At 38.7% G+C, this 19,074-nt stretch carries 18 protein-coding genes; 6 read left to right on the top strand and 12 right to left on the bottom strand.

What is annotated here, in order from left to right:
* Positions 1-54: 54 nt before the first annotated feature.
* On the bottom strand, positions 55-717 hold the full coding sequence (locus ATG70_RS00185) for a hypothetical protein (protein ID WP_098442382.1): 663 nt from the start codon (positions 715-717) through the stop codon (positions 55-57).
* A 159-nt stretch (positions 718-876) separates the two neighbouring features.
* On the opposite strand from ATG70_RS00185, the gene ATG70_RS00180 reads away from it, so the two are divergent.
* Entirely contained in the window at positions 877-1,158 is a 282-nt protein-coding gene (locus ATG70_RS00180; protein ID WP_098442381.1) for a hypothetical protein, read from the top strand.
* A gap of 78 nt (positions 1,159-1,236) precedes the next feature.
* Here ATG70_RS00180 and ATG70_RS00175 read toward each other — a convergent pair whose 3' ends face one another.
* Positions 1,237-2,931: a M3 family oligoendopeptidase gene (locus tag ATG70_RS00175; RefSeq protein ID WP_098442380.1), complete on the bottom strand. Its 1,695-nt coding sequence runs from the start codon at positions 2,929-2,931 to the stop codon at positions 1,237-1,239.
* A 272-nt stretch (positions 2,932-3,203) separates the two neighbouring features.
* Complete coding sequence (locus ATG70_RS00170) at positions 3,204-3,944, bottom strand: MOSC domain-containing protein (RefSeq protein WP_306472668.1); 741 nt, start codon at positions 3,942-3,944, stop codon at positions 3,204-3,206.
* A 122-nt stretch (positions 3,945-4,066) separates the two neighbouring features.
* On the opposite strand from ATG70_RS00170, the gene ATG70_RS00165 reads away from it, so the two are divergent.
* Positions 4,067-4,249, top strand: a complete 183-nt coding sequence (locus ATG70_RS00165; RefSeq protein ID WP_098442379.1) for a hypothetical protein — start codon at positions 4,067-4,069, stop codon at positions 4,247-4,249.
* On the opposite strand, the gene abc-f (ATG70_RS00160) is transcribed toward ATG70_RS00165, so the two are convergent.
* Positions 4,246-5,916: a ribosomal protection-like ABC-F family protein gene (gene abc-f, locus ATG70_RS00160; protein ID WP_098442378.1), complete on the bottom strand. Its 1,671-nt coding sequence runs from the start codon at positions 5,914-5,916 to the stop codon at positions 4,246-4,248. The two genes, ATG70_RS00165 and abc-f (ATG70_RS00160), sit on opposite strands and share 4 nt — an antisense overlap.
* Before the next feature lie 532 nt (positions 5,917-6,448).
* On the opposite strand from abc-f (ATG70_RS00160), the gene ATG70_RS00155 reads away from it, so the two are divergent.
* Entirely contained in the window at positions 6,449-8,200 is a 1,752-nt protein-coding gene (locus ATG70_RS00155) for an N-acetylmuramoyl-L-alanine amidase (RefSeq protein ID WP_098442377.1), read from the top strand.
* Positions 8,201-8,459: 259 nt separating this feature from the next.
* Here the strand turns inward: ATG70_RS00155 and ATG70_RS00150 are convergent, their stop codons facing one another.
* Positions 8,460-8,960 (bottom strand): carboxymuconolactone decarboxylase family protein, encoded by a 501-nt coding sequence (locus tag ATG70_RS00150; RefSeq protein WP_098442376.1) that lies wholly within the window; start codon positions 8,958-8,960, stop codon positions 8,460-8,462.
* A 99-nt stretch (positions 8,961-9,059) separates the two neighbouring features.
* Between ATG70_RS00150 and ATG70_RS00145 the strand changes: the two genes are divergently transcribed.
* Positions 9,060-9,557 carry a GGDEF domain-containing protein gene (locus tag ATG70_RS00145; protein WP_098442375.1) on the top strand — a complete coding sequence of 166 codons (498 nt, stop codon included), beginning with the start codon at positions 9,060-9,062 and terminating at the stop codon, positions 9,555-9,557.
* A gap of 111 nt (positions 9,558-9,668) precedes the next feature.
* Here ATG70_RS00145 and ATG70_RS00140 read toward each other — a convergent pair whose 3' ends face one another.
* The 7 genes from ATG70_RS00140 to ATG70_RS00110 form a co-directional block, all read right to left on the bottom strand.
* Entirely contained in the window at positions 9,669-11,516 is a 1,848-nt protein-coding gene (locus tag ATG70_RS00140) for a PAS domain-containing sensor histidine kinase (RefSeq protein ID WP_098442374.1), read from the bottom strand.
* Between the two features lie 263 nt (positions 11,517-11,779).
* Entirely contained in the window at positions 11,780-12,583 is an 804-nt protein-coding gene (locus ATG70_RS00135; RefSeq protein WP_098442373.1) for an aminoglycoside N(3)-acetyltransferase, read from the bottom strand.
* A complete protein-coding gene (gene abc-f / locus ATG70_RS00130; protein WP_098442372.1) occupies positions 12,580-14,433 on the bottom strand; it encodes a ribosomal protection-like ABC-F family protein in 1,854 nt (617 codons plus the stop codon). Before abc-f (ATG70_RS00130) ends, ATG70_RS00135 begins: the two co-directional genes overlap by 4 nt.
* A gap of 185 nt (positions 14,434-14,618) precedes the next feature.
* Positions 14,619-14,747 carry an RAxF-45 family protein gene (locus tag ATG70_RS22680; protein ID WP_257147564.1) on the bottom strand — a complete coding sequence of 43 codons (129 nt, stop codon included), beginning with the start codon at positions 14,745-14,747 and terminating at the stop codon, positions 14,619-14,621.
* A 56-nt stretch (positions 14,748-14,803) separates the two neighbouring features.
* Entirely contained in the window at positions 14,804-15,121 is a 318-nt protein-coding gene (locus ATG70_RS00120; RefSeq protein WP_098442370.1) for a DMT family transporter, read from the bottom strand.
* 12 nt (positions 15,122-15,133) lie between these two features.
* Positions 15,134-15,457 (bottom strand): DMT family transporter, encoded by a 324-nt coding sequence (locus tag ATG70_RS00115; RefSeq protein ID WP_098442369.1) that lies wholly within the window; start codon positions 15,455-15,457, stop codon positions 15,134-15,136.
* Between the two features lies 1 nt (position 15,458).
* On the bottom strand, positions 15,459-16,043 hold the full coding sequence (locus tag ATG70_RS00110) for a TetR/AcrR family transcriptional regulator (protein WP_098442368.1): 585 nt from the start codon (positions 16,041-16,043) through the stop codon (positions 15,459-15,461).
* A gap of 662 nt (positions 16,044-16,705) precedes the next feature.
* On the opposite strand from ATG70_RS00110, the gene ATG70_RS22215 reads away from it, so the two are divergent.
* Complete coding sequence (locus tag ATG70_RS22215; protein WP_098442367.1) at positions 16,706-17,863, top strand: zinc ribbon domain-containing protein; 1,158 nt, start codon at positions 16,706-16,708, stop codon at positions 17,861-17,863.
* Between the two features lie 23 nt (positions 17,864-17,886).
* Positions 17,887-19,050, top strand: coding sequence for a S1C family serine protease (locus ATG70_RS00100; RefSeq protein WP_098442366.1), 1,164 nt, complete (start codon positions 17,887-17,889; stop codon positions 19,048-19,050).
* Positions 19,051-19,074 lie beyond the last annotated feature (24 nt).

Raw genomic sequence — 19,074 nt, 5'->3', positions numbered from 1 at the left:
TGAACAAAAAAGCGCAGCAGCACCCGGGGCAAGAATGCTCTGCGTTAGAAACAATTATTCTTCTTCAAGAATGGTTCGATACTGACTAAATAGATCGGAAGGTTTTATCGTGCCTTCTTCTTTATTAGAAAGACCCGTATATGGTGTTTCCACACGAGACCATTCGACATCTTCTTCGATTCTTTTAATCAAGAGATCATATCCATCACCTTCTGAAGAACTTGTCACGTGTCGATACTCACCGTTTTGCAGAGCGACATCAATCGCTTCGCGAAGCTGAAGCAATCCTTCTCGATTCGCTAACAAAAACGCGGGAGAATGCCACAGTTCCTGTCCATAGAGTTGCATATAGGGGAACGTTTCACATTTTCCTTTTTCATTTACGATCCGGTTTTCCATTCGGAGGAGACTGCTGTCTTGGTTGAATTCTTCCAAATAAATCTCCATTCCAGTGATGCCTTCAATCACAGAATCCACTGCAATAACAAATAAGGAATAGAGTTCACTTGCCTGAACAAACATGACTTCATGATTAGCAAAATAGTAAGCTGTAAGGGTCAATTCATCTTTTCGAAACGTGCTCTTGTACGTATAATCTGTCAGTCTAGTACGATCTTCTTGAACAATGTTGTGTTGCTCAAGTACCTTTTGAAAAGTGTTACTAAAATACAGATTCTCTAAGAGAACAACTGCATTGTAAAGCTCTTTTTCTGACAAGTGTATCCCTCCTTAAGTGGATATCAATTTTAACGGACTAGGAAAAGGATGCTCCATGTCAATTTCGAACATGCAGAATAGTGAAAAATGTTACTTCCATCATAGGCTATTTCGCTAATGAGGTAAAGAACCTGACCTTACACAAGGAGGAGTGATTTAATGTTAACCCGTACCCATTATAAAGAACGCCAGCCAACCGACCAGAGATTAATTAACTGGTCCGTTGAAAATACAAAAGAACATGACTATCAAGATTCAAACCTCGCAATTGTAGAATGTACCTGTACAAATAGCGATGGAGATGAGTTGCAGACCGTTAAAACGCTAGAAATTTCACCAGAGCATGACTCATGGGAAGAGTGGATGGATGAACTTAAAAAAGATCGATTTGAAATTATTCAGTGCCCTAGCTGTAAGGTATGGACAATTAATGACAATTAGTTAGAAAGCGTCATTTCAACCTAGTATAACTATCAAAAAGCCTCTCTCCTATTAATTTAAGAGAGAGGCTTTCCTGTTTTATTCAGTTAATGAATCGAGCTCAATCGAAATAAAGTCCATTAACCCTTTGATCATTGTTTCAGAGAAGTCAAAGTGGATGCCAGCTGCTGCATATACTTCAGTTAATGAAACAGAGCTTCCAAGTGATAGGGCACGGTTATAATTCTCAAGTGTCTGCTCAGGATTTTCACGATACTGACGATACATTTGAATGGCGCCAAGTTGTGCGATCACATATTCAATATAATAGAAAGGCACTTCAAAGATATGAAGGATTAACTGCCAATTATTTTGAATCCATTCTTCTTGCCCTGTCCAATCGACATAGGAAGAATCATACGTGCGTGAGAGCTCCATGTATTTTTCACTTCGTTCTTTGCTCGTATGATTCGGATTCTCATACATCCAATGTTGGAACTGATCCACCACGATTCCATTTGGTAGAAAGAGAATCAAGCCTTCCAGCTGGTCTTTTTTAGCTCGAAGCAGTTCTTTTTCATCCGTATACATAAGATTCCAATAGTCCATTGTAAGAAGTTCCATCGTCATACTTGCAAGTTCTGCAGACTCCATCGGCGTATCTTGATAAGCGGATAGCATTTGATTTCGTTTAAAATCATTATGAATGCAGTGACCCATCTCATGAAGAAGCGTTATGAAGTCATCCTGTGATTTTGTACTGTTCATAAAAATAAACGAAAGCTCCGACACTGGTAAATACTCACAAAAACCGCCTTGAGCCTTTCCTTTACGGCTTTCAAGATCAAGAGCTCCCTTCTCATTCATCTCGTTTAAAAGATAAGAGAAGCGTGGAGATAGCTGATCAAAAATAGTAGATGTTCCTTTAATGAGCTCGTCGATTTTATTAAAAGGACGAAGCGGCAGCTTATCTTTTGGAACAGCTCTCGTATCCCACGGTTTATATGTCTCAATACTAAGCTCTTGCTGGTGCTTTTTCTGCAACTTTTCCTTTAAAGGCACAACATGCTTTCGTACAGCTTCTGCAAGAGCCTTACAATCTTCTGGTGTATAATCAAAACGCTCGTATTTCTTAAACATATAATCTCGGTAATTATCGAGATTTACATTTTCTGCTTTTTTCTGGCGAAGCTGAATTAGCTCATCCATAATTCCTTGTAAATCTTCCTTTTTCGTTAATAACGTTTGAAAGATTTCTTCCATTGCGCTTTTTCGAATGGAGCGATCTGCGTCTTGCATCATAAGAAACATTTCGCTCAGCGTTTTCTCTTCACCGTTCCAGTTAAACGAAAGAGAACCTGTATGTTCAAAATAACGATTGACGATTCGATCTTCTTCAACTTCTAAATCAATATTTTCTTCATTGAAAAGCGCCATCGCATTTTCTTTTCGAAGCAGAAATTGCTTGTAATAGTTCTGGTTTAGCTCCAGTCTGTGGGGCGAGCTCTGAAACTTCTTATCAAATTCACCTTCATATCGCTTTACCATCGGTTCAATGTATTCTTGATCGTGCTCAATCGCTTTTTTTGCTTCTTCACTGTTACTATGGCACTGGAAATCAATATAATGCCCAGCAAGCCCTTCTGCTATGCCATCCATTAATTCAGATAAACGCAAGACCCATTTTTCTAATTCATCAGCAGAATGAAGTGGCTGATCGAGAAGAGATTTAAACTCCTCGTCAAGTTTAGATGGATTTGTGAAATCATACTTTTCAACGTAAAACGTACTCATCAGCTTCCCCCTTAAGATGCATTATGTACCATTCCATAGTTTACCACAGAATTTTCAGACAGCCCATGCCTCTAGATCATTCACAAAGGACGACCGCTTTTTGATAAGTATAAAATCAAAACACAAAAAATGGGACCCCACCCCGTGGATGGGACCCCTCCTGTGTGGAAATCGAAGCATCCCATCCAAAGACGGGGCTCCATCCTTGATTGTACCCTGCTCAGCATTATCTCTAACGTAAAAACCAAAAACTGTTTTCGGGAATATTTTCCTTATCTCTTTTCTGTTTTATCTAGGAGCAACAATTTGTCATTCGTGCTAATATTTCCAGCTTGAATGACTCGAGCATACATTCCAAAAAAATTCTCGTGTTCTTGCGCAATTTTCTTCAATAATTCAGGCTGTTTTTCTCCTGTTTTAGGGTCAACTGTGATAATCATACACCGTTCACAGGGCTTTACGAATTGAATGAGTACCTCTTCCCCAATTCTCAAATATTTCCCTTCCCACGCTTGTTCGACAAATGGCGTTTTCTCAAATAAGTTAAGTTTCAAGTTTGGTCGAAATCGCCGTTGATCCGTTTGTTTTCCCCATGACTCCTCTAATGCCTGAAGAGAAGCGTCAGTTAGAATCAGTAGATGTTCTTCCTCAATCGGTCCGATCGGAACGTGTTTAGGATGGTAAACCTTTTTTGTTAGCTGTTTCGACGTTTTTGCTTCTAGTTCTGTTAGCCAGGTTGAGTCCGACCATTTAAATGTTTCACCCTCTGGTGTCACAATAACAGGTTCAGGATAACCGTCTAGTGATTCATGTGCACTGAACGATGCTTGATAGCGCACTAGTGATGGAAACTGTGTAATTGTTAAAAACGATTGCTTCTCATCTAAAATGACATGACTTCGATCACCATAAAGTCCGTAGTTCATGACCATGGTCTCTGTAACGGCTTCACCTGTCATTGATTTCACAGGGTGACGCATGATTTCACTTAGTGTGCCAATTTGAATTGTCATCAGCTCCTATCTCTCCTTAGTATAACCAAAGAGAATAAAACGCATTTTTTCTATAAGTCTAGTATAAACAATAAGAGATTTGCATAGAACTAGTAGAAACAAAGGAAAAAGGAGAGAGATAAATGGAAATTAAAGAATACTACTCCATTACCCTCTATAACGAAAGACGGAGAGCAATCTTTCATTCAGAAGATGAGTACGATAATTTTGAAGAAGCACAGCGTGAAGGCTATGTCTTACTTCGTAATCATCCAAAAGCAGATTTGTATTCAGTTGAACGCTTCTTTGCAGTAGAAGACGTCTAAAGTAATCTCTTTTTCTCAACTAACATCTTAAGTCTACTATCGAGCTCAGCTAATTTCTCATCACCAGGAAGTAGTAAACTAATCTCACTTATTAGCGCAGAAATTTCGTTATCTAAAAGCATCTTTTGTTCTTCATCTTTTTTTGAAGAAACAAAAGAGCTTTTTTCTTTCGTTCGACTCCGAAAGTCAGATAAGTTCATTTCAACCCTTTTCACTCTTTGATCTTCAAACACGAACAACCGATCACACATCTTTTCCAAAAAATACACATCATGTGACACAATAAGTAAACTGCCTGTAAAGGATTGAAGGGTAGACTCCAACTGTTCTCGTGAAGGCAAATCCAAATGATTTGTCGGCTCATCAAGGATTAATAGATCATATTTGTTCATCAGCATACGCGTTAGCTTAAGTTTTGTCCGTTCTCCAAGACTAAGTTGGTTAATTGTGGCGTTCACTCTTTCCATTCCCATCGAAGCCAAAATCGATTTTGTCTGAAAGATTTCTTCCTTGGTTACTACATTTAAAACGTCAAGAGGAGTCTTGTCTTCCGGAAGATCATGGACATCTTGCGAAAGATAGCCAATCTTAAGTGATGGACTTTTCCACACTTCTCCTTCGCTCGGGTGTTCCAATCCAAGCAACGTACGTAGCAATGTTGTTTTCCCACATCCATTTTCCCCAACAATCCCAATTCGTTCCCCATACTTCATATAGAAAGAACTTCTTCGAAATAACCATCGTTCCTCATAGCATTTGCCCGCATTCATCGCTTCTAACAATCGTTTCCCACGGGAATTGTTTTCCTGAAATTGAAATCGAATCGCTTTCTCCTGATCAGGTTGTTCTAATTTATTTTTCTGTAGCTCCTTCTCAAGTCGTTTTTGCTTTGACTTTACCTGGCGATCCATTTTCTTCGCCTTCATCCGGTAATATTCCTTATACCCATCTTGTTTGGTTGATCCCCGATGTGCTTTGTCTGACCAGTTCGTTAATCCAGCGAGCTGCTCTTCTATTCGCTTTACTTCTTTTTGTTGTACGGAATAGTGATGAAGCTGTTCTTCATATCTATTTTGCTTTTCAATTCGATACGCGGAATAGTTTCCTTGATATTCATTTATCTTACCCGCTTCAACTTCAAGGATTCGATTAATGGTTTGGTCGAGAAAATAACGATCGTGAGAAATAACAAGAACCGCTCCTTGAAAAGAATGAAGCTCTCGAATCAACCAATTAACACCTTTTTCATCTAAATGATTTGTCGGTTCATCGAGAATCAATAAATCCGGATTCGTAGACCAAACTTTTGTGAGCGCAAGTTTTAACTTTTCGCCACCGCTTAAATTTTCCGCCTCTACATTAAGTGAACGAATCCCTAATTCCTTTTCTCTTTTGAAATCGAAAGAATCCCCATCCACTCTATGGTTCTCAATCATCCCCTCCTGATCAATCGATTGCTTTAAGTAACCAATTTTTCCTTTACATGAAATTGTCCCTTCATCTGGATCAATCTCTTTTACGATCATCCTTGCCAGAGTTGTTTTGCCAGCACCGTTAGGCCCAACAATACCAATCCGCTCGCCTTGATGGATATCGATATTTACATGCTGAAATAGCCGATTTTCATTAAAAGTTTTCTTCAATCCTTTGATCGACATAACGTTCATCGAATCTCCCCATTCTCCATTTCATTTTTTTGGGGAGTAAAAAACCTCCCCATTTTCTGGAGAGGTCTGTCAATCCATATACCTACGCACGCTAAAAGAACGCATCTTAAAGAAGCACATTTCAGCAAGCATGGAAGGTTAAAAAGACAGACTAATCCTATTCTCCAGAATCTCAATTTCATTTATTGAAAGTTGATCTGAAAAAATAAGATTAGTTTTCCATCGCTCCTTAACCATTCCCTTCGTCTTTCGTTGTCATTAGTTTAAAGAAAACTCAAAATAATGTCAATATTTATAGGGATGCTGTTAAATTCCAACAATTCGAATTTGTAAGAGAATTTTTATCAAATCCCGTCGATTTTTATCTGTTTTTAGTACAAAAGGACCCTATAATCTCTCGTATTCGAGGCCGATATTAAAAATAGTTAAGAAATACTTTCCATTTGATACTAATTTTGAAGGGAGGCTGTTGAAGGGAGGCCACTAAGTACATAAGAAAAACAGACAAACAAAATATGGGGGAATACACATCGTGCGGAAAAAGCTTTTTACGTTGATTATGGCCGTTATTTTACTTTTTACAGGAATAAGTTTTCCAGAAAAAACATCAGCTAGTAATGATGTTGAACGTATTAGTGGAGCAAATCGAATTGAAACAGCTATTGAAATTTCTAAGAAAGTTTCACCAGGAAAGCTAACAACGACTGAAAAAGCCGTTATCCTAACTCGTGCTGATATGCCTTTCGATGCACTAGCAAGTTCTGGTTTAGCCGGTGTTAAACAAGCTCCTATCCTATTAACTGGATCAACAAAACTTGATTCTAACGTTGCAAATGAGCTTGAACGACTTGGAGCCAGAAAAATTTATATTCTAGGTGGTACGGGAGCAATCAGTCAAGATGTTGAGAATCAATTAAAACAAAAATACACCGTGTCGCGATTGAAAGGGTCAGATCGTTTTGAAACGGCCAACGCAATCAATCAAGCTGCTGGGCTTGATCAAACTTCGACAGCTATTATCGTTAATGGCATGCAAGTAGCTGACTCTCTTTCAGCATCAAGCGTAGCAGCTATTAAACATTATCCTATTTATTTATCGACTGTTTCAAAGGCACCTAAGCTTCCTTCAAGCATAAAAACAGTCTATTTAATTGGTGGGTCTTCTGTAGTCTCTGAAGATGTACGTAGTCAATTAGAGCAACTAGGCAAGAAAGTTGTCCGTCTTTCAGGAAAAGATCGCTTTCAAACAAACATCGCAGTTAATGAAGCGTTCTTCGCCTCTAGCTCATCTTACATTCTAGCAAGAGGAACTTCCGTACTAGCCGATCAGGAAGATTACCCTGATGCTGTAGCAGCAGCCTCATTAGCGAAAAAATTAGATGCACCTGTTGTTTTAGCACATGATGTGAAACCTATTTCAGATGTTCAAACATATCTTCATCAACATGCGTCTTCATTAATGGTATTAGGTGGTGAAGGTGCTCTTTCTTCTAGTATTGTCAATTCGTACAAAATGAAAGAACAAGTAGAAGAAGTTGTTTTAGAAACAGGTATTGTAACAGCTTCGAGCCTAAATGTGCGTACAAGTCCTGAAATGAGTGGTACAAAAATAGGCGCGTTGCCTCGTAATGCTGAAGTCGCAATTTACGGTTATGCAGGAGATTGGGCAAAAATAAAATACCAAGGTCAAGTAGCTTACATTCACAGTGGTTACCTACTCCTTCAAAGTAGTGACTCATTAAACAACTTAACCATTGTTGTCGATGCTGGTCATGGAGATCATGATCCTGGTGCAAGCAATGGCAACCTATTGGAAAAAGACATCAACCTTGATGTTTCGCTTTATCTCGAGAAAAAACTTAAGTCAGCTGGAGCGAACGTTGTCATGACGAGAAGAGATGATACGTTCTTAGAGCTAAGAGAGCGTTCAACTATCGCCAATAACTTAAATGCCGATGCGTTTATTAGCGTGCATACAAATGCAGCGAGTGAAGCAGCTCATGGAATTGAAACGTATTGGTACGATAAATATAGCTCAGCGGAAAGTAAAGCTCTTGCAGAAAGTATTCAAAAACGATTAATTGAAGTAACAGAAGCAAATAACCGTGGAGTAAAGAACCAGAGCTTCTCAGTTATTCGAGAATCGAAGATGGCAAGTGTTCTTGTCGAAGTTGGTTTCTTAACGAATAATGAAGAATACAAGCTTCTTCTTACACAAGAGTATAGAGAAGAGCTTGCTGAAGGCATTTATCAAGGTGTATTAGATTACTATAAAACGAAGTAAAAATTTAAAAAGGACCCTCCAATTATTTTGGAAGGTCCTTTTTCGTTTTTTTTAAAAGCTCTTTTCTAATAGAGTGTTGCTTTTGAATCAATTATTGAATAAAAAACCACACTTCGCTAATTGTAGCGGAAGGAGGCTCACCGCCCGCCCCGCGGAAAGCGGGTAGGAGCGGAAATTAACTACTTATCTAAAAGCAACAATATCTACGAAAAGAGCCTTTTAAAATCACACCTGGTGTTATCCGTCAGTGAACTATCATTTATAACCCGAGACCAATCGACGTTTGATTTGTATACGATGTATATGCAATCAATTGATTAATCTCAACGATTTCTTTTTCACTATAGCCATGTTCTTTTAGTTTCTCTAGATCCGCTTTCTCAAGGCTCTTTGGATTCGTAACAATTTTCTCTGCATAGTTCAGAATACTTTTCAAATGACTCTCAAAGGCATTGGAGCTTTTATAGTTATTAAGCTCCTCAAGAATAGACTCATCTCCACTAATTTCTTTTAACAAGTTTCCATGCCCGGTATAACAAAATTCACACCCATTTAATTGAGAAACAAAAACCACAACTGCTTCTGTTTCAAATTCATTTAAAACTCCAGCTTTAACCGCTGCTGCTAAAGGCATAAACGTTGAAAAAATATCAGGGCTTTTCGCAATCAGTCGATTAAATACAGGAACGGGGTGTTCCAGATCTTTGTAGATGTCAAGCTCCTTTATATCTGATTGTTTGGCAGGTTTAATCCACGGCATTTCGATCATCCTTTCTTTACTTTACCTAACCATATCATATCAACATGTTCTTTCACTCTTATTCATTCTTCAAAATGGAAGGGTTCTATACTGAAATATATGCGATTAAATAACGTTAGAAGCTTTGATGAAGCGTTAAATCGCGCGATACAAGAAGCAGCTACGGACGATAACAAGCCATTGTCACTTCTAGTCATTGATATCGATCATTTTAAAAAAGTGAATGATACATATGGCCACGCAGCTGGAGATATCGTATTAAAACAGTTTGGTAAGACGCTAAGAAGTGCTGCTAGATTAAACGATGTTGTATCTCGAAATGGTGGAGAAGAATTCACCATTTTACTAGGTGATTGTTTCAATAGAGAGGCATTAGAGATTGGAGAACGTGTCCGAGCGATAATCGAGGAAAATTCGTTTATGATTACTAAGGATATAAGCATTCATATCACTGCTTCAATCGGGGCTAGTACCTTTCCAGAAACGGTTCCATCCCCCTCCCAACTTTATCGAGAAGCCGATGAAGCCCTTTATCAAGCCAAACGAAGTGGACGAAATCGCATCTATTCGAATGAACAAACTGTAAAAGTTTATTAATATTAAAAAAGGGGCCATCTGCCCCTTTTTTTGATACCAAATAATCCCTCATAGTATTAAAATTCTGTCTAACTAATGGATTGGATAGTAGAACCAATTTTGAAGAAGAGTTCAACCCCCATTCCTTGGAAGCTGAATATAAACCCGCGTCCCTTCTCCAGGTTCACTCTCAACTCGAAGACTACCTTTATGCTCGGTAATGATTTTATTACTAACAGTCATACCAAGCCCTATGCCTTTTTCTTTATTTGTATAAAACGGCACACCGATTCGCTCAAGCCTTTCTTCTTCAATTCCAACGCCATTGTCATGGATCTCAATGGAAACGTTGTTTTGATTTTCTTCAAGAATGACATCGATTTTGCCATTTTCCTCAATCGCTTCAACTGCATTTTTTAGAATATTAATAAACACCTGCTTCATCTGATTTTTTTGACAACAAATGACGATTGTTTTTAACTGACTGCTAATATTAATTCTAATGTTTTTAGAAGCAGCCTGCGGTGTTAATACGTTAATTGCATTTTTGATTAGTTTTAATAAGCTTACCTCAGCAACTTCACCCGCCTCCGGTTTTGCAAGGGAAATAAAGCCATTTATCACCTCTTCTATTTTGGCAAGCTCTCTTTCAATAATTTGATGATACATCCTATCATGTTCTGCTTCATTCTTCGCTAAAAGCTTTAAGAAGCCCTTGATTGACGTAAGCGGATTTCGTATTTCATGTGCAAAACCAGCCGCCACGTCACCAATGATTGCTAACTTTTCAATATTTTCACGATATTGCTCTAGCTGCATTTTTTCAGTGATATCTCTAGCTATAAATACAAAATGATTTACTTGCTCATCCCCCTCGCTAACAGCCATCCCTTTCGCTTCGAGAATAACGCTATGCCCAGAAGCATGCCGTTTTCGATAAACGGTTGTAATTGATTGTTTCGTTTCCGTTAAGGTTTGAATGGCTTTCTGACATTTCTCATAATCTTCAGGATGGATAAAAGTTAGGATATCCTTTCCGATGACTTCGCTTTGCTCATAACCTAATACTTCCTTATAGGAAGGTGAGGCGTAGACAGTAATCCCTTCATGATTCATCATACAAATTAAGTCATTGCTGTGTTCAAGGATCATGCGATGCTTTTTCTCATTTAATTGCAGTTTCATCTCAGCCTCGTGTTTTTCGGTCACATCTCTTGAAACGACAACATAAGAACATTCTTCTTCATTTAAGATGCACGTCCCCTGGGATTCAAAATAACGAAAAACCCCATCTTTTCGCTGCATACGATACTTAATCATTAAAGGCTTGCGGAATTTAACCAGCTTATAAAACTCTGTTCTCACATGCTCCCTGTCTTCCTTATGAATATATCGAATCGAACTGCGCCCAATTTCCTCGTCTATGTTTGCTCGAGCATAATCTCGATAGGAAGGGGAGACATAAAGTAGTCTTCCGTTAGCATCAAGTAAACTAATAATCTCATTCATGTTCTCAGTAATGAGCTCATAGTTTGCGTACATTTCTTGTATTTTTTTGGTCTCATGATCAACCTCTTTTATAATCGCTGACGTTTGACCAAGAAAATTCTCCACTGGAATCGCCAAAACCTCTACAGAAACGGTGAATCCATCTTTCCTTAGCCACCGTTGAACGAAAGCGCCAGGATTCACTCCGTTGATCGAAGCCTCTATTCGCTTTAAAACAGTTTGTCTCTCTGATGCATGAATCGTCTCCCAAATCGACTTTCCTTCTAATTCACTAAAATCGTTATAGCCAAGAAGATGAACAGCTGCAGCGTTTAAATAAAGCCATTTCTCATTTTTTTGAACGACAAGAGCTGTTGTAGAGTCTTCATAATACTTCACTAAATTCGTTACCTTACCCCTCTCTTCTTGTAATACATTGTCAGTAGGAGGGCTCGAACTTTTATAGGTAATATTCTCTTTGTTATAAGTCATAGCTACTCCTTCTAAAAATGATAGTAAAATAAATAGGTCTTTGGAGGGAGAAAAATGTTTCAATCATATCTTCTTGTAAGAGGGCGTATTTTCCTGCATAATTGCCTGATAATAAAAAAGAACCTCTCGAAAGAAGTTCTTTTCGTTAAATCGGTTAAAGCTCCTGTATCATTTTAGCTCCTAAAGTACTATTTACCTAATGAGACAATTGTACGAATAAAGAAAAATCCTTTGGCTAAACAGTTATCATATTAAAACGGCTATTAACAACGTTCTGCATACCATTTCCGTCCAAAGTCGACCACCTTCCTCTGATCAAATAATTTGCAGAGAGCACCACCGATTTTCATTGTTTGATAGTTTTCAATTCTCTCAAATTCATATCCAACCTTTTCAAAACACTCTGAATCGTAGTCGATTTCGTTGTAGGTTTTCCAAACTCTCTCACTATTCTCCAACAGCGCAGCTGATTTTGTAACATATACTTGATCTGTTTTCGCATGCTCAGATAAATGAAGAGAGGTATTGCTTTCATGACCAACACCTATGAAAAGAATTTTTCCATCTAGCTCGTAAATTTTAGCTAGCGGAGATGTTTCTCCAAATCCTGCTTGTAGCGGTTGATGCTCCGTCACGTACTCTCTATTCTTCCCCCAAGCTGTAAAAGAGTACATTGGATGATTACTTCTTACGACCCCTGGAAATCGTCTGAAAAGCTCAGCAATTGCCCCCATACCTCTTGTTGCTGTTGTTTCGCGTGAGAAGGCCGGCATATTCTCACGAATAACTGGCCACCATGACTCGGGAACGGGGGGTGCCATCCATTCTGCCGGATCCGAATTACCGGCCGATTGAGCAGGCATGACAAGCGTCCCCTCTTCTCCAACCGCTTCCATAAGCGCTTGAATAACGGCTTCTGCTCCTCCGCACACCCATCCAAGTGAACTAAGTGAGGCATGCACAATTAAAGTCATCCCTTCCTTTATCCCTAACTCCCGAAAGTCCACGACAAGACTACTGACTGTGTGTGGCATACAAACCGTATGAATCGCTTTTTTCTCTGTCATCTCTCTTCCCCCATTAACATTTCATATAATTGTTCTCGTTTTAAACTTAGCTTTTCTTTCTCCACAGATAAATCCTGATATTCTCTTCTGCAATTCGTCACGCTCATTTGCTGATCAATTTCAAAGAGACGTGCCTCGAGTTTTTCGACTTCTGCTTCTGCATCAAGTACTACCTCCGCTTCCACCGGATCCGTTTTAGTCTTCTTCTTTTTAACCGTAGATTCTTTTCCCTGCTCCAAGGTTTGAAGGTGCTTCTGTTTCGCATCACTGTAAGGATAAATATAGTGGTGGAGATGATTATTTTCTATCCAGTACGTTACCGGAAAACATTTATTTAAAAAATAGCGATCATGAGAGACACAAATAATGGTTCCTGTAAATTTGTCGAGTGCATCTTCTACTATTTCTCTCGAGTCAATATCGAGATGATTTGTTGGCTCATCAAGTACTAATAAGTTCAGTTTCTGACTCATTAACTGGGCCAATCGCAGTCGCATTTTCTCCCCACCGCTTAATGATGATACTTTCGAAAAAACGCTGTAACCATAGAAGAGAAAGCTGGCTAACTCATGCCTTGCATCTGATTCAGAAACCTTTGCAGTATCCCGATACACATCAATAACTCTCTTCTCTCCACTTTCTTTCAGAACATGTTGAGACAGATAACCGACTTTTACGCTTCCACTTATGCTAACCTTTCCATACTGAGGCGGAATTGAGCCAAGTAGCGCTTTCAAAAGCGTTGTTTTCCCACTTCCATTTTTCCCTACTATCGCCACACGTTCCCCGTAACGAATGTGCAAGTTACTACTCTTTACTAATGATCGTCCTTGATAACCAATTGAAACATCTTCAAAACGAACGACATCTTTTCCGCTTCTCTCATTTAAATCGAATTCCAATCCCATTTTTCTTCGTTCTAGAAGAGGGCGCTTGATTTTATCTATGCGTTCAAGCGCTCTTTCCATATTCCTCGCCCGTTTGTGAAGCGCGGCATTCGGTGGATTCGCTTGATTTGCCCATTCTTTTAATCGTTTAATGGCTTCTCTCATTTTCTTCATTTTCTTTTGTTGCTCTTGATAAGCAGCAAATTCAGCTAGCAACAATTTTTCTTTCTTTTCTACAAAACCACTGTAGTTCCCCTGATAAACATGTAATTCACCATCTTCCAGGTCCATTATTTTCGTTACAACTTCATCAAGAAAATAGCGATCATGCGAAACAATGACAATCGTACCCTTATATTGCTGCATAAACGTCTCCAGCCATTCCACTGCTTCCACGTCCAAATGATTGGTTGGCTCATCTAATAACAATAATTCAGGTTCTTGAAGCAGTAACATACCAAGACTTACTTTCGTCTTCTCCCCACCGCTCAGTCGATCAAAAGATGTAGAAAGAAGGCCCTTGATCCCAAGTCCATTTGCGACATAATGTATAGACGAATCAATTTCATATCCCCCTTTTCTTGTAAAAACCTCAAGCAGTTGTCCATATTCCTTTAACGTGCGATCATTCTCATCCCCTCTCCCCATTTCCGATTCGAGTTCGCTCATTCGCTCTTGCATTGTAATAAGGTTAGTGAAAGCTTTTCTAAGAACTTCCTTAACTGTTAATTCAGAATCACTCGCAATTTGCGCTAAATAACCAACTTTTGTTCCCTTCTTATAATGAATCACCCCATGATCGATTGATTCAATTCCCGCTATAAGTTTTAAAAGAGTCGTTTTTCCACTTCCGTTCCTACCTACGATTCCAACTCTGTCATTCTCCATCACTTCAAATGAAAGATCCTCAAATAAGCAATTTCCACCAAGCATTTTACTAATTCCTTGCGCAGTACATATCATGTTTATCATCCTTTCTACAAACAAAAAAACCACAAATAAGGTTGCACCTTACCTGTGGTTTAATCTGGAATTTATTATCTTTAAGCCAATATGAAGCCTTGTACTTAAAGAAAAAAGAGAACGGCAAATTGCCGCTCCCTTATCTGTTAATTTATCCATTCCGCCTGAAGCAGGGTAAGAGAGCCTTACGCTTTTTTTCTTATGAAGTTGCTGAATTTGGACACACTTGTCCCTTCAATAGCAACTTCATGAAAAATCGCACGGCAAATCGATACATATTCCATAAATTCCGTACGAACAAAAGCGTTAGACATCTCTTCCTCACCTCCTCTAATTAATAACTCTATTCTATCTGAATGATCTGACAAAATCAACCCTCTGCTACGCGAAGCCCTACAACTGATATGACGACACAGGATATTAACACTAATTGCATCCGGTTCCTTGGTTCCTTAAACCAGTACATCCCAATTAAAACACTTCCCGCTGAACCGATTCCCGTCCAAATGGCATAAGCCGTACCTACTGGCAATGCCTTTAAAGATAAGGACAACATAAAAAAGCTCATCGATCCGAATAAGATCGTAAAAATAGACGGTTTTAATTTAGTAAACCCTTCAGACAACTTTAAACTAATCACACCGCCAACTTCACCAAGCCCAGCGATTAATAATGCAATCCATGCCATTGTAAACTCCTCCTATGCTTCCTTCGCATTTAGCTTTAAGCCAATAATGGAAGAAATGAGCAATATGATAAAAAAGATTTTCATTAAACTAATTGATTCATTTAAAAACATCATGCCAATGACCGCTGTTCCTGCGGCTCCAAGTCCAGTAAAAATGGCATAGGCCGTACCCACAGGTAAATACTTTAACGCTCTCGCAAAAAAGTAAAAACTCGTTACAATTCCTACAATCGTTAACAAACTAATCATTGGATTCGTAAATCCATCGGAATATTTTAAACCAATTGCCCATAAAACTTCCATCAGACCACCTATTACAAGATAAATCCATGCCATGCTACTTCTCCTCCCTACTATAAACACCTTTAATAAAAGCCGACCACGAATTTTCCAGACGTTTTTTATGCTCTTCAGCTGAATAATAGAAAACCTGTTCAAACACCCCATCAAGTAGACATAAATAAGCATCAAAAACCTGTTCCCACTCCTCTTCGTCGACCATCTGTACAAGGATTGATTGAATCACCTGTCTCATCACATCTTCTGTTTTTTCAAACATAGCGTATATGTCTGATCTTAGCGATTCTGGTGGAAACAGCATCATTCGTTTAAAGATCAGACCCAACTCATCATTTCTTAAATAACTTGTGTTTTTGTGAAGCAGATAATAAAGCTGATCTTCTGGGATCTGATCGCTTAATTCTTCTGCAGTCTTTATAAAAAACGCATTGTAATCAACGGATACTTTATGGATGACAGCTAAAAAGAGATCTTCCTTACTCTTATAATGTGCATAAAGAGAAGGCTTCTTTATTCCCACACCTGAAGCGATTTCTGATAGGGAAGTTCCTTCAAACCCATTACGAGCAAATAAAATGAGTGCAACCTCTTTAATGCGATCTTGAGTTGAATCTTTTTTCATTTCACATTACCTACCGATCGTTAGTTTACAAGAAAAATTAAAAAGTAGGACGCTACCTACCGTTCGTTAGTTATTATACCAATTCCTTCTCATTTTTGCAATAAACCTAAAAAAAAGCAGCTACCAGAATGAGATCTCGGTAGCTACATCTAAGGGAATAAGGGTTTTCAACTATTAGACGATACTGCATGGAATGAGGTTTCAAAAAAGAATAACTTTCCTTAAATAAAAGTTGTTTCTCTTACCTACATAAGACCCTGCGCTTGTTTGTTTCGGGAACCACCAAAAAAAAAGGACCGGCAAATGCCGGTCTTCCTGGTAACGGAATATTTGAAAGGGGGTCTTGAGATCATCTTATCAAAGGATATATGGTGTGAACAGGACCCTAAAACACGGGACGAACGTATGAAACGACTACTTTCAAAAGATATCAGGATCTTAGACCCGCGACTATTCACTCATTTTTATTCACGATCGATAAAATCATGTCTTAAGTATTAATTGGCGAAACAAAGTGCTTTGTTAAAGGATTAAGATCAGAATTTGCGTGAAAATTGCTTTATATTTCATTTCACCAACAACCCTTTGAAAGATATTTCCCTCTTCAATAAAATGTGTCAAAATATAACTAGTGATTGAGATTGAAAGCAGGTGGAATAAGAATGTATTGTCCACATTGTGGAAAAAAGAGAGGCCAAAATGAACAATTTTGCTTCTCCTGCGGAAAAGAATTGATTCCGCAGAAAAACTCCAACCGAAGCCTTTCCATTATGTGGCATTGGTTACCATTAATGATATTCCTTATCCTCGCTATCTCCCTTTCAGGCTATTATTTTTATGAAGAATCGGTAACGAAATCAGCGATTCGCTCATTTGAAAAAGGAGAAGAGTTGGCGAAGAAAGGCGATTTTGAAGCAGCTCAAGAACAATTTATAGAAGCGAAAAAAAACAGAAGTCATTTCCCTGCAGCGGAAGTGAATAGAAATATAGTTGTCACTGCAATTACCGTCAAAGATACGCTTAATCAGGCGGAAAAAGAAAGACAGCAGGACCATCATGCAGAAGCACTCGAACTGATTCGACAAGCTGAGGATTTAACAGCTACTTATAAAGGAGAGGTTGCCTCGCATTTACAAAGTGAGATCGCCTCCTCTCGAACAACTGTCATGGTTGCTGAGTTAAAGTATGATATGAAAGGAAAAAAATCGATTGATGAATTGAAACCAGTTTTGACGAGAGCAGAAACGTTACAGGTTGATGAGGCACAGGAAATTGCTAGTCAAATTCGCAGTCAGCTAATAGACTTCACAATTAATGAAGCGAATCAATTTTTAGAAGAAAATCACTTTACAGAAGCACTCAACGCCGTTGACGAAGGTTTACAGATCAATAAAGACCATGAAAAATTATCAAATCTGAAGACCGTCATTGAAAAAAGACGAAATTCTTTTGAAGAAGAACAACAGAAGCGCATTGAACATGCGATGGTGGTCGCTGCAAAAGAAGAAGAAATGAACCGAACAAGTGCAATCGAACTAACCGATTTAAAAACGGAAATAACCGATTACGACGAATTAAAAGTAACTGGTCAAGTGACAAGCAAAGCTACCGTTCCAGTAAACTCGATTGGAGCCTCCTTTAAGGTAATCGACGGAGATGGAAACGAATTTGATCAAGGTGAAGTGTATATTAATCCCGACAAACTTTATCCTGACGATACAGGAAAATTTGATTTTATGATCTATGATGTTGGTGATGAGGTGGAGAATCTTGATGAGTTCACCGTACAAATTGATCACTTTACATGGTATTTGGATTAACTGAAAGGAGTATGTAACAACGGATGTCTAAGAAATTAGCTTTACTATTATCCCTGACTAGTTCTCTCTTCATTCTAGTTATCGGAGGCATAGGTTTTTATTTTTTACACGATTCCTACTCTAGTACGGCCGTTAAAGCAACTTCTTCTCTCGGTAAGAAAACAGATACATCAGAAAAGACAGCAGAAGAACCAAATTTAAAATCTGTGATTCATGAAACACAAAAAAGCGTCGTCCAAATTGAGGTGAATTTAAAAGACGGGTCATCTTCAGGCTCTGGCTTCCTCTACAATTCGAAAGGTGACGTCATTACGAATGCTCATGTAGTTGAAGGAGCACAAAAGATTACAGTTAAAACGTCCGACGCTAAACAATTCGAGGCCCAAATTATTGGTATGGGAGATACAACTGATGTAGCAGTCATACGCGTACCTGGGCTAAAAGAGAATTCCCCGCTTTCAGTTGCTGAGGAGCGCATGGCAGAAGTTGGCGATAACATCATCGCTCTTGGAAGTCCTCTTGGGCTACAAAACACTGTAACAACCGGGATTGTTAGCGGTTTAGATCGAGAGTTTATTTTAGAGCCTTATCGCTATGAACATATTTACCAAATATCCGCCCCCATTACAAAAGGAAACAGTGGTGGCCCTCTTATCGATGCTACTACAGGTGAAGCCATTGCGATCAATTCTGCAGGTACAGATTCAGGCGCCATTGGTTTTAGCATTCCGCTTCCAAACGTCATCGACCAAATCAAAGGCTGGTCTGATGAACCGATTAAACTAACAGTCGATGATGAAAGTAAAGAAGAAGTAGCTACACCTCAAGGACTAACGGGAGAAGATTTTAAAAATAATGCTACTTACCTCATTGGTTACTTTTATGAAAGTCTTTCCACTCAAGACTATGTAACAGCCTACTCACTGCTTGGAAGCCGCTGGCAAAGCGAGATGGTTTATGAAGATTTTCGGAGGGGTTACATCCATACTCACAATGTTGAAGTTTCGAATATGACCGGTAGTTTAAATCAAACCAATGATCAAGTAAAAGTAACGGCAACAATTAAAGCAAATGAACGAACTGAGGATAAAAAAACGACGACCTCACTCTATAATGTTACTTATCAAGTCGGTTATGAAAATGACCAGTTAAAAATTCTAAATGGAAATGCTCAGAAATTAAAATAAAGATTAAAATAGCGTCACCACACA

The sequence above is a fragment of the Bacillus sp. es.036 genome (assembly GCF_002563635.1).
GTDB lineage: Bacteria > Bacillota > Bacilli > Bacillales > Guptibacillaceae > Guptibacillus.
Note: the sequence above shows the minus strand (reverse complement) of the source record. Positions and strands in the feature narration are given on the sequence as shown.

Bases quoted from the DNA above. Each gene is read 5' to 3' on its own strand.
- ATG70_RS00135 (WP_098442373.1), bottom strand. From the start codon at position 12,583: ATGACAGAGAAAAAAGCGATTCATACGGTTTGTATGCCACACACAGTC.
- ATG70_RS00175 (WP_098442380.1), bottom strand. From the start codon at position 2,931: ATGAGTACGTTTTACGTTGAAAAGTATGATTTCACAAATCCATCTAAA.
- ATG70_RS22680 (WP_257147564.1), bottom strand. From the start codon at position 14,747: ATGTCTAACGCTTTTGTTCGTACGGAATTTATGGAATATGTATCGATT.
- ATG70_RS00145 (WP_098442375.1), top strand. From the start codon at position 9,060: ATGCGATTAAATAACGTTAGAAGCTTTGATGAAGCGTTAAATCGCGCG.
- ATG70_RS00140 (WP_098442374.1), bottom strand. From the start codon at position 11,516: ATGACTTATAACAAAGAGAATATTACCTATAAAAGTTCGAGCCCTCCT.
- abc-f (WP_098442378.1), bottom strand. From the start codon at position 5,916: ATGAACGTTATGTCGATCAAAGGATTGAAGAAAACTTTTAATGAAAAT.
- ATG70_RS00170 (WP_306472668.1), bottom strand. From the start codon at position 3,944: ATGACAATTCAAATTGGCACACTAAGTGAAATCATGCGTCACCCTGTG.
- ATG70_RS00180 (WP_098442381.1), top strand. From the start codon at position 877: ATGTTAACCCGTACCCATTATAAAGAACGCCAGCCAACCGACCAGAGA.
- ATG70_RS00150 (WP_098442376.1), bottom strand. From the start codon at position 8,960: ATGCCGTGGATTAAACCTGCCAAACAATCAGATATAAAGGAGCTTGAC.
- ATG70_RS00165 (WP_098442379.1), top strand. From the start codon at position 4,067: ATGGAAATTAAAGAATACTACTCCATTACCCTCTATAACGAAAGACGG.
- abc-f (WP_098442372.1), bottom strand. From the start codon at position 14,433: ATGATATGTACTGCGCAAGGAATTAGTAAAATGCTTGGTGGAAATTGC.
- ATG70_RS00120 (WP_098442370.1), bottom strand. From the start codon at position 15,121: ATGGCATGGATTGCATTATTAATCGCTGGGCTTGGTGAAGTTGGCGGT.
- ATG70_RS00115 (WP_098442369.1), bottom strand. From the start codon at position 15,457: ATGGCATGGATTTATCTTGTAATAGGTGGTCTGATGGAAGTTTTATGG.
- ATG70_RS00100 (WP_098442366.1), top strand. From the start codon at position 17,887: ATGTCTAAGAAATTAGCTTTACTATTATCCCTGACTAGTTCTCTCTTC.
- ATG70_RS22215 (WP_098442367.1), top strand. From the start codon at position 16,706: ATGTATTGTCCACATTGTGGAAAAAAGAGAGGCCAAAATGAACAATTT.
- ATG70_RS00110 (WP_098442368.1), bottom strand. From the start codon at position 16,043: ATGAAAAAAGATTCAACTCAAGATCGCATTAAAGAGGTTGCACTCATT.